Consider the following 15,599-nt stretch of genomic DNA (forward strand, 5'->3'; position numbering starts at 1 on the left):
CAGCATCGGGCGGCAGCCTGATGGAACATTTGTCATCGAGAAGTTGAGGCCCGACCATGCGGATCGTTAAAGCCACACTGGAACACCTGGACCTGCTAGCCCCGCTATTCGTCAAATACCGCGAGTTCTATGGCGAACTGCCGTTTCCGGATTCGTCCCGCGACTTCCTCGAAAAACGCTTGAGCCGGGATGAATCGGTGATCTACCTGGCGCTGGCTGCCGATGATGACAAAAAGCTGCTGGGCTTTTGTCAGCTGTATCCGAGCTACTCGTCGCTGTCTTTGAAACGTGTATGGATCCTCAACGATATCTATGTCGCAGAAGACGCCCGTCGCCAACTGGTGGCCGACCACCTGATGCGCACCGCAAAGAAAATGGCCAAAGACACCCAGGCCGTCCGCATGCGCGTCTCCACCAGCAGCAACAACGAAGTGGCGCAAAAGGTCTACGAATCCATCGGATTTCGCGAAGACACCCAATTCAAGAACTATGTCTTGCCGATCAGTGAGGATTGAAACGGTTATAGGAATCTCCCTCGTGGGAGCAGAGCTTGCTCGCGATTCAGGCGCTGAGTTACGTCAGACAGACCGCGTAATCGTTCATCGCGGGCAAGCCTCGCTCCCACAGCGACCGCGCGACCTCGTAGGACCGGCTTTAGCCGGGAGGGCGTCGTCCCTGACGAAAGATATGCAGCGAATGTGACGGCCCTCTCCCGGCTAAAGCCGGTCCTACGGCAAACAGGTTCCATGTTTCCCCCTCCCCACCCATTCTGCTTCTATAATCCCGCCGCAACCCCTCAGAAGTTACTTCCGCACGTGACCCGGTTTGGGTCTCCGCAATTGGTGCCATACATGGATTTCAACCCGCTCGACCTGATTCTGCATCTGGACGTTTACCTCGATTTATTGGTGACAAATTACGGCACCTGGGTCTACGCGATCCTGTTTCTGGTGATTTTTTGCGAAACCGGGCTGGTGGTCATGCCATTCCTGCCGGGTGATTCGCTGCTGTTCATCGCTGGCGCCGTAGCTGCCGGTGGCGCTATGGATCCCGTGTTGCTGGCTTGCCTGCTAATGGCGGCAGCGATCATCGGTGACAGCACCAACTACATCATCGGCCGCACTGCCGGGGAAAAACTTTTCCAGAACCCCAACTCGAAGATTTTCCGCCGCGACTATCTGGCACGCACTCACGAGTTCTACGACCGCCATGGCGGCAAGACCGTCACCCTGGCGCGCTTTCTGCCGATCATTCGCACCTTTGCGCCGTTTGTCGCGGGCGTTGGCAAAATGCATTACCCGCGTTTCCTCGGTTTCAGCGTGCTGGGCTCGGTGCTGTGGGTCGGCAGTCTGGTCACTCTGGGCTACTTCTTTGGCAACGTACCGTTCATCAAGAAGAATCTGTCGGTATTGGTGCTGGCGATCATTTTGATTTCGCTGCTGCCAATGATCATCAGCGTGGTGCGCGGGCGCATGACTCGCTCGGCGGATGCCCGCTAAGGGATGTGGTCGTTCAGCCAATGGCGTCGGCAACGCAGGCTGTCCAAAAGCCCCGTAGCCGCCGCGCTGTGGCAGCGGGTGCGTCAGGGCTTGCCGATCCTCGATGGCCTGAGCGCCGAGCAAGACGCCCTGCTGCGGGAAAACAGCGTGCTGTTCCTGCAGGATAAGCACATCACCTGTTTGCCGGGTGTCGAGCTCAACGACGACCAGCGTCTGCATCTCGCCGCGCAGGCGCAACTGCCATTGCTCAACCTTGGCGATCTGAACTGGTATCAGGGTTTTCACGAACTGGTGATTTACCCCGACGACTTCGTCAGTCCGCAACGCCATCGCGATCCCAGCGGCATCGAGCACGAATGGGACGGCGAGCACAGCGGCGAAGCCTGGCAACAAGGCCCGGTGATCCTCGCCCTGCCCGGCGTGCTGTCCAGTGGCAACTGGGAGCCGTACAACCTGGTGATCCACGAACTGGCGCACAAACTCGACATGCTCAACGGCGACGCCAACGGCCTGCCGCCGCTGCACGGGGACATGCAGGTCAGCCAGTGGGCCAGCATCATGCAGCACGCTTACGACGACATGAACCGCCAGCTCGATGCAGATCCAGACATCGAAACCGCTATCGACCCCTACGCCGCCGAAGACCCGGCCGAGTTTTTCGCCGTGACCAGCGAATACTTCTTCTGCGCGCCGGATCTATTGGTTGATGCCTACCCGGCGGTCTATCAGCAGCTCAAAGCCTTCTATCGTCAGGACCCGCTCAGCCGCCTGCAAAACCTGCAGCGTGATGAACCTTCGTACCAGAATCAGGACTAACCCCTGCAGGCTGCCACGCGTGGCAACACCAACAGAATATGCCTATAATCCGGCCCACTTTTTGGCGTAACCAGCCAAAGTCGTCTGGTCAATCAAGGGGGGCAATGCCCAATGAGCTACAGCAAGATTCCGGCGGGTAAAGACCTGCCGAACGACATCTACGTCGCGATCGAAATTCCGGCCAACCACGCGCCGATCAAATACGAAATCGACAAAGATTCCGATTGCCTGTTCGTTGACCGTTTCATGGCGACGCCGATGTTCTACCCGGCCAACTACGGTTTCATCCCGAACACCCTGGCTGACGACGGTGATCCCCTCGACGTGCTGGTCGTGACGCCTTACCCGGTGACTCCAGGTTCGGTTATCCGCGCCCGTCCAGTCGGCATCCTGCACATGACCGACGACGGCGGCGGCGATGCCAAAGTCATCGCAGTCCCACACGACAAGCTGTCCCAGCTGTACGTCGACGTGAAGGAATACACCGACCTGCCTCCACTGCTGCTGGAGCAGATCAAGCACTTCTTCGAGAACTATAAAGATCTCGAAAAAGGCAAATGGGTGAAAATCGAAGGTTGGGGCAACGCAGACGCCGCCCGTGCCGAGATCACCAAATCGGTTGCTGCCTACAAAGGCTGATCGATTGCTGCATCGTCAACGGAGCGTCTGCCAGCAGATGCTCCGTTAACACCCCTCGCAAAACCCTCCCGCTTGCTCAAACGCTCCCGGTAAACATTCACGCCGATTAGTCTTCCTGCGAAAACAATCAGGTTTTTTCAGTAAACACGTACCAAACAAACAACTCCCCTTGTTAAACCCGATAAACAAACCTCCACGCCTGTTATTGCGCGCCGAACAAAATCCGCACTGTTTACCTGCCGCCAACTAATGACAGAAGCGCCCTACAAAACCCGTCAAACCCTGTAATCCCGGGGCTCGCAGGACAATTAGACACACCGCTCATTTGAACACCTCGTTTATTTAAACCCGTCAACGAGCGCCGTAAACTCGGGGTCATGAATACATCAGGTGATCGACTACGCGCCCTCCTGCGGGAGTGCCATCTCTCAGCCACGGACTTCGCCGCCAACCGGAAGGTCACGCCTCAGCATGTGAACAACTGGTTCAAGCGCGGCATCCCCATGGCCCGGCTGGACGAGGTGGCTGAACTGTTAACCGTCAACGCGCGGTGGTTGCGCACGGGCGAAGGCCCCAAGCATCCGTGCGACTCGGCCAATGAAAACAATGGCGGCGACAGTGGTGCGTCCCGTCACGCCAACCGCAGCTCGCTGCGCAGCGACGTGGAAGTGCCGGTCTATAAGGAAACAGAATCGGAGACCGGCGACACCCTCATCGCCGAAGCCCCCGGCAAGAAAGTCCGCCTGCCGCTGCACGTACTGCAAAGCATGAACATCAACATCGACCACGCCATCTGCGTCGCCATGGTTGGCAACAGCATGGCGGACAAGATTCAAGACGGCTCCGTGCTCGGCATCGACCGCGGCCTGACCCGCATCATCGACGGCGAAATGTACGCCCTGGAGCATGGCGGCATGCTGCGCGTGAAATACCTCTACCGCCTCCCCGGCAACGGCCTGCGCCTGCGCAGCCACAACAGCGCCGAATACCCGGACGAACTGTTCACGGCAGAACAGATCGAGCAACAAGGCATCCGTGTTTTGGGCTGGGTGTTTTGGTGGTCGACGCTGAATACGCGGCGGCATGGGATAGCGTTTCGGTGAGCGTCGCGCAGCAAACGGGAACTTGCAGTAGCGCGCTTGCCCGCGATGCGGTACGTCAGCAATAAATGTATTGCCTGACCTGATGCCATCGCGGGCAAGCGCGCTCCTACAAAAAATCGTGGCGCGTCAGAGGGACTTTCATTTCGCCGACAGCCACAACGACAGATCTTCCAACAAAGTGTTTCAAGACTGGGCAAGCACCGCGAACATCAGTATCCTCTGCGCCATCCCGGCCCGAAGCACACCCCGCCTCGACGCCGACGGTTACGCCAGGCTGAAACCTGAGCGGTGTAGCCATCCTGATTAGCGCCAGCTTGCTGAGCGCACCTGTTAAAGGCGAGCACGGTTTGCCAAAAACAAACCAAGTTCGTCCTTGAGAAGCCGGCCACAAGCCGGCTTTTTAATTGTCCTAAATAATCCCGCCCCGTCCGAGAATCTACCTGATAGCTTAACTATTCCGGGTTTCAGGCACTCCCCTGTCCGATGATGTTCAACGCCATGACGGCCGTTACCGAGGACGCACCAAAATATCTACCTGGCAATAGCACGACATACCACGCCCGCCATATATTTCTGATCAGTCCCTATCACGACAGCCCATCTCGACATGGCTGATAACTTCATTGACATGAAGAGCTCAGCGGGTTGCAATCAGGCTATAGCGTTGTTTTTCGGCTATTTATGTCACAGCAAAAAACAAGAACTTTTTCATTGGAACTCGGCTAATTCAGACGCTAGAGGGAAGGTATGCAAGATCGTACGCGGCGTAATGACCCGTTGATCGAGGAGCTTGAAGTGCTGGTCATGGAGCATCCCTCTCTCGAAAACGGTGAGCCGCCAGTTGGCGTGGTCATCCATGTCTGTCAGCCCGATGTGCTGCGAGACATTTTGGTCCGTTTGATTCACCTGCAAGAACGCCTGCACCTTTATGTAACTTGTGTGGTCGGCCGTGACGATACGGTACGTAACCAGTTAGCGGCCAGCGGGCTGTGTTATTCGCTGTACCGGGTGCCCGATCACGGAAGGGATGTTTTGCCTTTTCTGCGTGTGCTGCAGTTCTTACGTGCCGATAACATCCACACACTGATCAAGCTGCACACCAGGCGCACGGTAAACTTTGCCGTGCCGAACGCCTCCGCCCATGACCTTTTCGATGATCTGCTAAGCCCCGTACGCTTCCGCCGGTCGGTAGAATACCTTGCCGACCCGGCGCACCATCCGATGCTTGGCACCGAGCAATACCGGCTGCCGGTCACAAAAAACCTTGATGAAAGCGACCGCAGGCACTTGGTCACCCTGGCCGAACGTGCCGGCATTGACCCACAACGAATCAACGACGCGGATTTTTTCGTCGGCACCATGTTCTTTGTGCGCACTGAAGCGTTGGCCCCCCTGGAAAGGATGCACCTGACGGGCAAAGATTTCGAAACTGAACGCGGCCAGCTCAACGGCACCCAGGCACACGCCTTTGAACGCTTTTTCGGTGTACTAGCCGATGCAGGCAAACAGCAGCGCAATATCAACCTGTATCGGCGCTGGCTGGACACCCGGCAACTGGCTGATGCCGAGTTGGAAGGTTTGCCGGCGCGGCTTGCGAGCTGGCCGAGGCAACCGGATGTGTTGTTGGTATTGACGGATACCACCGGTGACATTGCGCTGTTGCGGTCCAGTCTGGAAAGCATTCACCGCCAGCTTTACGGGGCGGCCGCCATCGTAGTGCTGTCCAATGCCGAACCGGTAGGGGTGGCGCCGACCGACAATCTGGTCTGGCTACCGCTGGCGGAGTCCTGGCCGAGCCAGCTCAATGAGCTGCTGCAGGAAATCCAGACCGACTGGTGCTACCTGCTGCGGGGCGGCGACCAACTTGCCCCCCACGCGCTGCTGTTGCTCGCCGAGGGCATCGCCCTGAACCCCGGCGTCAGCGCTTGCTATAGCGATGAAGACTCGCTGAGCGCAACCGGATGCCAGGACCCGGTATTCAAACCGGACCTGAACCTGGACCTGTTGCGCAGTTATCCGTATGTCGGTCGAGCCCTGGCCTTCAGCCGCGAGGCCGCGCTAAGTGCCAATGGCTTCGATCCCGCCTTCGCCGAACTGGCGCCCCATGACCTGCTCTATCGGCTAGTTGAAACTCATGGGCTGGGCACCATCGGGCACCTCGCCGAAGTGCTGGTGCATCAGGTAATCAACTTCGGCCAGTGGCTCGGCGAAAGCCAAGTCATCGCGCACTCCGCGGCTGTCGTCGAGGCGCACTTGCAGCGCCTGGGCGTGGCTCATGAGCTGCACGCTGGACCGTTGCCGATGGTCAACCGGGTGGTTTACCAACACGCCGGGCAGCCGTTGGTGTCCATTGTGATTCCCACCAAGGACCAGTTGCCGATACTGATGCGCTGCATCGAAAGCCTAATGGAGAAAACCCGCTACACGAACTACGAACTGATCATCGTCGACAACAACAGTGAAACCGCCGAAGCCCGGGATTGGCTCGCGGGAATGGAGCGCCTGAACAACGCCAAGGTGCGTATCCTGCGCTACCCTCACCCTTTCAACTATTCGGCGATCAACAATTTTGCCGTCAGCCATGCGCATGGCGATTACCTGGTGCTGCTCAACAATGACACCGCCGTCATTGATGGGGACTGGCTTGGCGCAATGCTCCATCACGCTCAGCGGCCGGAAGTGGGAATAGTCGGCGCCAAGTTATTATTTCTCGACGGGGCTATTCAGCATGGAGGGGTAGTACTCGGCTTGCGCGGCGTGGCAGACCACCCATTCGTCGGCGACCCAATGCAGTCCAACGGCTACCTTCACCGTTTGCAGGTTGACCAGAACTACAGTGCAGTAACCGCTGCCTGCCTGATGATCCGCACCGAACTGTACCGCGAGGTGGGCGGAATGGACGAGGCTAGCCTGGCGGTTTCCTATAACGACGTAGACCTGTGCCTGAAAGTCGGTCAAGCCGGACAACTGATTGTCTGGACACCTTATGCGGTGCTCATGCACGAAGCCAACGTGAGCCAGAACAAGGTTGACACGACCAAGCTGGAAGCCAAGCGCGAACGCTTCAAACGCGAACAGTCGGTGATGTACCAGCGTTGGCTGCCGCAGCTCGCCAACGACCCGGCCTACAACCGCAACCTGACCCTGGAAGGCAGCGGCTTTGCGCACGAATCCCGTAGCGAGGGCGGCTGGCAACCGTTCGCCAGTCGTCCGTTGCCTTACGCGCTGTGCTACCCCGGCGACTCTTTCGGCAGCGGACATTATCGGGTGCGCCAGCCTTTCGCTGCCCTGAAAGCCGCGCGGCTGGTCGAGGGCACTGTGAGCAACTGGCTGCGTCAACCCGTAGAATTGGAGCGCCTGGCGCCAGACACGATCATTTTCCAGCGACAATTCACAACACCTCAACTGGAAATGATCCAGAACGCCAAGACATTCTCCAAGGCCTTCAAGGTTTACGAGCTGGATGACTACATTCTCGACGTGCCCACCGGCCACGGAACCCGTGAACTGCTTCCCAAAGACATCGCCAAGCGCCTGAAAAAAGCCGTGGGTCTGTGCGACCGGTTGGTGGTATCGACCCAGCCACTGGCCAATGCACTGAAGGGTTTTAACGCCGACATTCGCGTGTTAGAGAACCGCCTGCCAAGCCAGTGGTGGAGCGGCCTGACCGCCCATCGCCAACAAGGGCGCAAACCGCGGGTCGGCTGGGCCGGCGGCTCAAGCCACGGCGATGACTTGCAAGTCATTGCCGAAGTGGTTCGTGAACTGGCAGGGGAAGTGGAATGGGTGTTTATGGGCATGTGTCCAGCGGCACTGCGTCCCTATGTCCACGAGTTTCATAGGGGCGTGAATATCGAGAAATACCCGGCCCAACTGGCCGGCTTGAACCTGGACCTGGCTTTGGCACCTCTGGAAGACAACTTTTTCAACGCATGCAAAAGCAATTTACGGTTATTGGAATACGGCGCCTGTGGCTTCCCGGTGATCTGCTCGGACATCCTTTGTTATCGCGGTGACTTGCCGGTGACCCGGGTCAGGAACAAGCCAAAAGACTGGATTGCCGCTATTCGCGAACGTCTCGCTGAACCCGACGCCAACGCCGGGGCAGGAGATGCCCTACGCAGCGTGGTACTTGATAACTGGATGCTCAGGGAAGAACACCTGTTGGCGTGGCGAAAAGCCTGGCTGGCGGATTGACAATATTTCTGCCGCCAGCCCAGCGATAACAGAAGTTCAGCCACTCCCTGCCACCGGGTAGACGAGTCAACCCGCCCTTAGAGGCCCGGCGGTTTGATCCGTCGCCATGAGCGCTGTCACCTGTGCTAGCGGTAGCGCTCTGCCAAATAGGTAGCCTTGGGCAAAATCGCACTCATGCTTGGCCAGCCAATCGGCCAACTGCTCATGCTCCACACCTTCGGCAGTAATTTGCATGCGCAGGCTCTTGCCCAAAGCGAGAATGGCTTTGACCATTTCGCTCTGATTATCCAGTGATGTGTCGAAAAAAGACCGGTCAATCTTGATCTTATCGATAGCTAACTGCGTCAGGTGATACAGCCCCGAATAACCGGTACCAAAGTCGTCGAGAGCTACACTGACTCCGATTGCACGCAGGCGCTCTAGATTCAACCGCGCACTGCCCACGTTGGCTACCAGGGCATTTTCAGTCACCTCCACCTCCAGACGACTCAGCGGGAAGTTCCCCCTGAAGGCCAGATGCTCCAGCCATTCAGGAAAGTCGATGCTCTCGATCATCGAAGACGTAACGTTGACCGCCAGCGTCAGGGCGCCAGGCCACTCGCGCGCTTCGGTGAAGGCCTGGAGCAACAGGCTTTCAGTGAGCGGTTTGATAAGGCCTAACTGTTCGGTCAGTGGTATGAAATCCTGGGGCATCAGGATGCCGCGTTCGGGGTGTACCCATCGCGCGAGTAGCTCGAAGCCTACCAATTGTTGTTCAGGAAGGCTCACGATGGGCTGGTAGAACGGCTGGATATGCCGCTCGTCAATGGCCTGTCGTAGCTCCTGCTCGAAACGCATGCGTTCAAGCTGCTCTTGCTCAAAACTGGCTTCATAGAAATTAAACACGGCGCGACCGCTGTTTTTTCCCCGGTACATGGCGCTGTCAGCTCGTTGTAGCAAGGTTTCGGCAGCCGTGCCGTCCAGGGGCGACACGGCAATACCCAAGGTTGCGCTGAACGCTACCCCAGGTAAACCTGTGACCGCACCGGTAATTTGAGTCAGGATACTCTCCGCCAGTTTTGCTAACTCAAGGCGGCTGAAATTGCCGGTGACAGCAAGAGCAAACTCATCCCCACCCAATCTTGCCAATGCCGCATGCCAGCCAGCAGTCGCTCCGCGCAGGGTGTCCGCGACAGCGCAGATGGCACCGTCGCCAGCGGCGTGGCCGTGCGTGTCATTGATAGCTTTGAATTTGTCGAGGTCGATCAGGAATACCGCTGTGGTTACATCCTGCTGTTCCAGGCGCGAAACCAACTGCTCGTGAAATACCCGGCGGTTTAGCAGCCCGGATAAAGGATCGTGACGTGCCAGCGAGTCGCTATGCGCCTGGGCCACAACCAGATTGTTGTAGCTGAGATTCAGACGATTTATCAAGCGCCTCAGGAGGATGAAAGGCACAACCATCGCCAATACCGCAAAACCGGTCGACGTCAGAATAAAACGCCAGCGCTCAGATGTTTCGAAGTCGCCGTCATATGGCAAGCCCAACAGCTCCATAGCGACAGCCTCGAGCTTGAACTCCCACGCAATGGCCAGCAAAAAGATGGAAAACAGGTAGAAAACCAGCAAAGCGTAAAGATTATTTCGCGCTAGCTGTGGGTTGCGAATGAATGTCATGTGGACGCGCTCGGAGGGCCACTTGCAGTGCGGCCATGCCGTGGTTATCGGTCGTCAGGCGCAGGTCTTAACCTGAATCTCCACTTAAATTCAATCGGCGCAAAAATGATTCTCACCCCCAATAAAAAACCCGCCGAAGCGGGTTTTTTGTCCAGTACCATTCCAACTCCCTGTCGGCAGTATCCTTTCATGGTCGATCATCCTTGATCCTGACGGGCTCCCTGCTCGTCAGTGGTTGGATCCAAGATTATGCCTGTCGGGCAGGTCTGCAAATGGCAGTTTTTCTCTATCGCGTGTAAGCGTTTGGCTATGTGTGGATTGAGACTTTTCGATAGGTTGTGCGAAAGAATCAGTCAGCGAATACAAAATCTTCCGAATCATCCAGACCAAGCCTTCTCCGCCTGGCAACCAACGCCCGCCGAAACGACAAATCCGCATATTCCATGAACATCCGGGCCAAGTGATTCAGGGCGGCCTCCTCTGCTTCGCTGCCGACGACAAAATCAAAACCCAGGGCGCCTTTGTTTTCATCCGGGAGGTCTTCCCAGCTTGTCATCAGATGGTTGTACATAGCGCTGAAGACTTGGAGCTTGGTGAGTTTTTCAGAAGGTGAAGCGGATTCATCGCGTTTCATAGATGGCTCAAGTCCTTGCGTAATTATGAGCCAATTTTTCGATCATTCTGCCTTGGTGACCACACGCTATAGCGTGCTTTTGTCCGGTTTAGGGTGAACTGAGTTGATGAGCAGTTTTCCCGCTATCACGCCCCCTTAATCACCCGCCCCCGATAACAATCCTCCGGCCCAAGACGTCGCCCTTCTGCAGAGCGAACCTCGAGTATCACCACCGGTTGCTCAAGAGCCTTGTCCAGCAGCACCGAATGCACTTCGCCAGTCTGAAACAGGTGCTGCTCTCCCCACTGCCGCATCGAGACGACGATGGGAAAGACCGCACGCCCGCGTTCAGTGAGAACGTATTCCTTGTAGGCGCTGCCATCTGAGGCGGGGTGGATTTCGAGGATTTGCAGTTCGACGAGGGTTTTCAGGCGGGCGGCCAGGATGTTTTTGGCCATGCCGAGGTTTTTCTGAAACTCGCCGAACCGTCGAACGTTGTCGAAAGCGTCGCGGATGATGAGCAGCGACCAGCGATCGCCGATGGCTTCCAGGGTTCTTGCCACTGGGCATTCGTCGCCGTAGCCAGATGAATGATTCGTCATTTTGGGTACCCGGTCAGGCATCAGAGGAGGTCTCGCCAGCACCAACGCAGCGAAAACTGGTTGCAGATTAAAACCGGACTTGGTAGAAATCAATCAAGTGGTTTTCAATTGAAACCAGAATCAATACCAAGGACGAACCAGTGGGCTTAGACATCAACGCAGCAAACGAGGTTGAATCTTCTGAAATCTCCTCCAGCGAAGCTCACCCGGAGACCACTCCCCACTTATCCCCAGCATTGACGTTACTGTTGTCGATCACCTGCGCACTGGCAGTTGCCAACGTCTATTTCGCCCAGCCGTTGCTCGACGCCATGGCTCAGAGCCTCGGTGTCGACCCAGGCATGATCGGTATCGTGGTCACCGCCACTCAAGTTGGCTACGGCGTGGGTTTGATTTTCATCGTGCCGCTGGGCGATCTGCTCAATCGCAAGACTTTGATCCTGACTCAAGTGCTGCTTTCGGCTGTTGCGTTGACGGTGGTCGGGGCTGCCCAGCAATGGTCGGCTTTACTAGGGGCGATGATTTTGGTTGGTGTGATGGCGGTGGTTGTTCAAGTGGTGGTGGCTTATGTCGCCGCGATGACAACGCCCTCCCGACGCGGACAGGCGGTTGGCACGGTAACGAGCGGCATTGTGTTGGGCATCCTGCTTGCGCGCTTTACCTCAGGGCTTATCGCTGATCTGGCCGGGTGGCGGGCGGTGTATTTTGTTTCGGCGGGGTTGATGCTGGTCCTGGCCGTTGTGCTGTGGAGGGCGATTCCTGGCAAAAGCTTGCCGCGTGTTGAAAGCTCGTATCTGAAGCTTCTGCTGTCGACGCTCACACTTTTCGTCACCGAGCCTCTGCTACGCGTCAGGGGTATTTTTGCGCTGCTGATCTTTGCTGCTTTCAGTGTGTTATGGACGGCGATGGTGTTGCCTCTGAGTGCCCCGCCTTTGAGTCTTTCCCGTACGCAGATTGGCTTATTCGGTCTCGCGGGGATAGCGGGCGCATTGGCGGCATCAAGGGCCGGGCGCTGGGCTGACCGAGGCTTGGGGCAGCGAACTACGGGGATTGCTTTGGCGTTGCTGGCGCTGTCCTGGGTGCCTATTGCGTTCGCGGAAACATCGTTGCTCGCGCTGATCATCGGAGTGATCGTTCTGGATTTCGCGGTGCAGGCCGTGCATGTCACGAATCAAAGTCTGATTTTTGCGGCAAGGCCCGATGCGCAAAGTCGGCTGGTCGGCGCTTACATGTGTTTTTATTCGCTTGGTAGTGCGCTGGGGGCAGTCGCGGCCACCCAGGTTTATGCATGTTGGGGCTGGGTGGCAGTGTGTTTCTTAGGGGCCTCGACTAGTCTTGTGGCGTTGGGGTTCTGGATGTGGACGCTCATCGCGGGCAAGCCTCGCTCCAACAGAGACCGAGCGGCCCAGTAGGACCGGCTTTAGCCGGGAGGGCTTCGGGACACGTGATAAATATCTTTCGCCTGAAATGCCGTCTTCCCGGCTAAAGCCGGTCCCACGTCAGACGCCCTCCATCTCCGCCGAAGCCTCAATCTCTGCCGCCTGATACTGAAGCAGCGGGATATCCACCAACGCTACTTGCGACGGCGAGAAGTGGTTTTCTTCTTCCGAGTCTCGTGTGCTCAAGCTGATACCCAACGGCATGCCCGCGTAGGCGTCCAGCACGAGGTTGTAGATGTCGGCGTTGGCGGCGCGAATACTGGCGGTTGAGCCGCTTGCGAGATGGACGTGGGTATTGCTGATCAAGTGCATGACTTTCGCGCTGGTCAGGTCATGTTGGGCAATCATCGTATGGATCACCTGTTGGGCTACGGGTGAGTTGTTGGTGTCGAATGCCAGTTCGTCGGTGAAGTATTCGCCAAGCGCACGATAGAGCTCCGGCGTCAGGCCTTCTTCGCTGTCCCAGCCGAGTTGCCAGGCGTCGTCTTCGGGGCGGTCTGCGGCGTCATCGAGCAGGCGGATGCGTCGGATCAAAGCGGGATTGATCAGCAGTTTTCGGTTGTTCAGGGTGCTGACCACCAGCCACTGGGGCTCTGCGTGCTCGATGCTCAGCGAATCCGCCACCTGGGAATATTCCGTGAAGGTGATGGGATACCAACTGCAGCTGGTTTCACCGGGAAGCAGCAACCCCATACGCCCCCAGAAGCCGTCAAAGATGGCATCGTCGCCTGGCACCCAATGTTGAGAGGTGATTCTTCGGCCGCTGGTGGCGAAGTCCATCATGTCATCAACGTTGGTGCCCAACAGCGTGGCGATGTCTCTCAAGGCCGGAACACCGGGCTCTGCCTCGCCGCTTTCCCACTGCCCGACAACCTGTTCAGACACGCCAAGTGCCTTGGCAAAATCGGCCATCGGCACGCCTAAGGTGGTGCGTAATTCTTGTATGCGCTGCATGGCTTACTCCAACCGTTAGTTCCAGAAGCAGATGCCGAGCCAGCAGGTGACCGGTACGTCAGCATCTATCGGAGGGAGAAATTAGCTGGAGTGAGCAGGCGCGTTCGGGGAGAGGGTTTATGGGAGGCGTAGTGGATTACGTAAAGGGCTGACGGATGTTTCTTACAGGATGGAGCGGCAGCTTGAATATCGCCTGTCAAAACGACACCTGTCTGCCTGAATGGTGAAGTTTTTCTGTGGGAGCGGTGCTTGCCCGCGATAAGGCTGGATGCGATCTCAGGTGAATCGTGTCCAGCCTTATCGCGGGCAAGCACCGCTCCCACAAGAGGTTTTAGTGTTCACCTTGAGATTGCGGTATCAGCTCAGGCTAAATCCCCGCCTTCCCCTCTTTCACCGCCTCGCCATTCATCACCACCGTCAACCACGGCAGTTGATAGATCCGCACGGGTTGGGTGCGCGACAGCACGTTGAGCATGCCGGGTACGTCGTCGAGGTTGAATACGCCGCTGACGGCGGTGTCGGGCAGGTTGCTGGCGACGACCAGTGAGCCGGGCATGTAGCGTTCGATGTCGGCGAAGACTTCAGTGAGTGGGCGACTGTTGAAGATGAGTTTGCCGCGCTGCCAGGCAGCCGCGGTATTGATGTCCAGCGGGCTGGAGGTGGACGGTGGGGAACCGTTTTCGAACTCGAGCTGCTGAGCTACTTTCAGAGGAACATCATGGCCGCCTGAAGAGACTTTGACTTCGCCTTCAGTGACGCCAACGCGGACTCGCTGGCTCTGGCGGTCGACGTCGAAGCGGGTGCCGACAGCTTGCACGCTGCCGCCAGACGCTTGGACGACGAAGGGCCGACTGGCGTCTTTGCTGACTTGAAACAGCGCTTCGCCTTTGAGCAGGCTGATGTCGCGACGGTTGGCCGAGTAATGCACTGACAACGCTGTGGCACTGTTCATCCAGACCTGGCTGCCATCTTCGAGGGTGAGCATTTTGCGCTCACCGATCGCTGTCGTGTGGTCGGCGAAGTACACCTGAACGGGCTCTGTAAAACTGGTCAGCGCCAACGCGCCCAACCCGGCAGCCAACGCGACCCAGCGCAAGAGTCGGCGCTGTGGCGGGGCTGGGGGCACGAAGACTTCAGCGGTCCGGGTCTTCGGGATGGCCTGCCACATCTGTTCGGCCAGCCTGGCTGCGGCTTCATGCGCAGGGCTTTGCTGACGCCAGCGGGCGAACGCGGCGTGCTCCGATTCGCTGGCGCCGCCTGAAGTCAGACGCACCCATTGTTCAATGGCCTGATCTTCCAGCTCAACGTTGGGCATTGCGTGGTTCATAGGCTCGGTCATGGTGATGGGCTCGAAGAAGCCGCCAGTTGAGAGTGCATCGCGCTCATTCTAAATGCACTCCGACTGGCGTAGCCAATCCCGACAATGGCGCATGGCCTGGACAATGTATTTGCCCACCGAGCTTTCCGATACCCCCAGACGCGTAGCGATCTGCGCGTGGGTCATGCCTTCGAGGCGATTAAGCAGCAACGCCAGCCGCGCATTGCTCGGCAAGAGATGCAGCGCCTTGTCGAGCTGCTCGACGGCTTCGGTCGCCAGAAACAAGCGTTCCGGCGATGCCATCGGGTCGCAGTAATCTTCATCCAGCTCATCGGCCTGCAATGCGGAGCGCCTTTGCTCCTGACGCAAACGGTCAATGGCCAGATTGCCCGCCACCCGAAATACAAAGGCCCGCGGCTCCAGAATCTGCGCCGTGTCGGACAGCCCTGCCAGCCGCAAGTAAGTGTCCTGGGCCACATCGGCGGCCTTTTCCACATTCCCCAGACGACGTGCGAGAAAGGCCAACAGGTCGCCGTAATGCTCCTGAAAGACTGTCAGCAAGTGATTTGAGTTGGGTGAAACAGACATTCGGACTGCCCCGGCTGGTAAGGCATGCATCCTATCTCAACTGAGAACAGTTATCATCAATATCTCCCCGCCAAGCCGGTTTTGATCTATCGGCGTCACGCGAATAAAAATTATTTCAATTATCGACGGCAAGGTTGGTGGAGATGATTCGTCGTTGGGGTGGGCGCGAATAATT

13 protein-coding genes are annotated in these 15,599 nt (G+C 57.5%); 7 read left to right on the forward strand and 6 right to left on the reverse strand.

Going from position 1 to position 15,599, the window contains the following annotated elements:
• Positions 1–56: 56 nt before the first annotated feature.
• From CKW31_RS22965 to CKW31_RS22990, 6 genes are all read left to right on the forward strand, one after another.
• The gene (locus CKW31_RS22965; protein WP_095100483.1) at positions 57–515 is read left to right on the forward strand and encodes a GNAT family N-acetyltransferase; all 459 of its coding nucleotides are present in this window, start codon (positions 57–59) and stop codon (positions 513–515) included.
• Between the two features lie 336 nt (positions 516–851).
• On the forward strand, positions 852–1,499 hold the full coding sequence (locus CKW31_RS22970) for a DedA family protein (protein ID WP_095100485.1): 648 nt from the start codon (positions 852–854) through the stop codon (positions 1,497–1,499).
• Positions 1,500–1,502: 3 nt separating this feature from the next.
• A complete protein-coding gene (locus CKW31_RS22975) occupies positions 1,503–2,315 on the forward strand; it encodes a zinc-dependent peptidase (RefSeq protein ID WP_095100488.1) in 813 nt (270 codons plus the stop codon).
• 111 nt (positions 2,316–2,426) lie between these two features.
• On the forward strand, positions 2,427–2,954 hold the full coding sequence (gene ppa, locus CKW31_RS22980) for an inorganic diphosphatase (protein ID WP_003317259.1): 528 nt from the start codon (positions 2,427–2,429) through the stop codon (positions 2,952–2,954).
• Between the two features lie 377 nt (positions 2,955–3,331).
• The gene (locus CKW31_RS22985) at positions 3,332–4,057 is read left to right on the forward strand and encodes an XRE family transcriptional regulator (RefSeq protein ID WP_095100490.1); all 726 of its coding nucleotides are present in this window, start codon (positions 3,332–3,334) and stop codon (positions 4,055–4,057) included.
• Positions 4,058–4,804: 747 nt separating this feature from the next.
• Entirely contained in the window at positions 4,805–8,254 is a 3,450-nt protein-coding gene (locus CKW31_RS22990; protein ID WP_095100492.1) for a glycosyltransferase, read from the forward strand.
• A gap of 66 nt (positions 8,255–8,320) precedes the next feature.
• On the opposite strand, the gene CKW31_RS22995 is transcribed toward CKW31_RS22990, so the two are convergent.
• The 3 genes from CKW31_RS22995 to CKW31_RS23005 form a co-directional block, all read right to left on the reverse strand.
• Positions 8,321–9,910, reverse strand: a complete 1,590-nt coding sequence (locus tag CKW31_RS22995) for a bifunctional diguanylate cyclase/phosphodiesterase (RefSeq protein ID WP_095100494.1) — start codon at positions 9,908–9,910, stop codon at positions 8,321–8,323.
• A 349-nt stretch (positions 9,911–10,259) separates the two neighbouring features.
• The gene (locus CKW31_RS23000; protein WP_256582702.1) at positions 10,260–10,544 is read right to left on the reverse strand and encodes a hypothetical protein; all 285 of its coding nucleotides are present in this window, start codon (positions 10,542–10,544) and stop codon (positions 10,260–10,262) included.
• A gap of 125 nt (positions 10,545–10,669) precedes the next feature.
• The gene (locus CKW31_RS23005) at positions 10,670–11,125 is read right to left on the reverse strand and encodes a helix-turn-helix domain-containing protein (RefSeq protein WP_095100587.1); all 456 of its coding nucleotides are present in this window, start codon (positions 11,123–11,125) and stop codon (positions 10,670–10,672) included.
• Between the two features lie 185 nt (positions 11,126–11,310).
• On the opposite strand from CKW31_RS23005, the gene CKW31_RS23010 reads away from it, so the two are divergent.
• Positions 11,311–12,537 carry an MFS transporter gene (locus CKW31_RS23010; protein ID WP_256582709.1) on the forward strand — a complete coding sequence of 409 codons (1,227 nt, stop codon included), beginning with the start codon at positions 11,311–11,313 and terminating at the stop codon, positions 12,535–12,537.
• An 87-nt stretch (positions 12,538–12,624) separates the two neighbouring features.
• Here CKW31_RS23010 and CKW31_RS23015 read toward each other — a convergent pair whose 3' ends face one another.
• The 3 genes from CKW31_RS23015 to CKW31_RS23025 form a co-directional block, all read right to left on the reverse strand.
• Positions 12,625–13,518: a helix-turn-helix transcriptional regulator gene (locus tag CKW31_RS23015; RefSeq protein ID WP_095100499.1), complete on the reverse strand. Its 894-nt coding sequence runs from the start codon at positions 13,516–13,518 to the stop codon at positions 12,625–12,627.
• A gap of 367 nt (positions 13,519–13,885) precedes the next feature.
• The gene (locus CKW31_RS23020) at positions 13,886–14,857 is read right to left on the reverse strand and encodes a FecR family protein (protein WP_256582704.1); all 972 of its coding nucleotides are present in this window, start codon (positions 14,855–14,857) and stop codon (positions 13,886–13,888) included.
• A gap of 48 nt (positions 14,858–14,905) precedes the next feature.
• Positions 14,906–15,424 (reverse strand): sigma-70 family RNA polymerase sigma factor, encoded by a 519-nt coding sequence (locus CKW31_RS23025; RefSeq protein ID WP_095100500.1) that lies wholly within the window; start codon positions 15,422–15,424, stop codon positions 14,906–14,908.
• Positions 15,425–15,599 lie beyond the last annotated feature (175 nt).

The organism is Pseudomonas sp. Irchel 3A5, from assembly GCF_900187575.1.
GTDB classification, from domain to species: domain Bacteria; phylum Pseudomonadota; class Gammaproteobacteria; order Pseudomonadales; family Pseudomonadaceae; genus Aquipseudomonas; species Aquipseudomonas folii.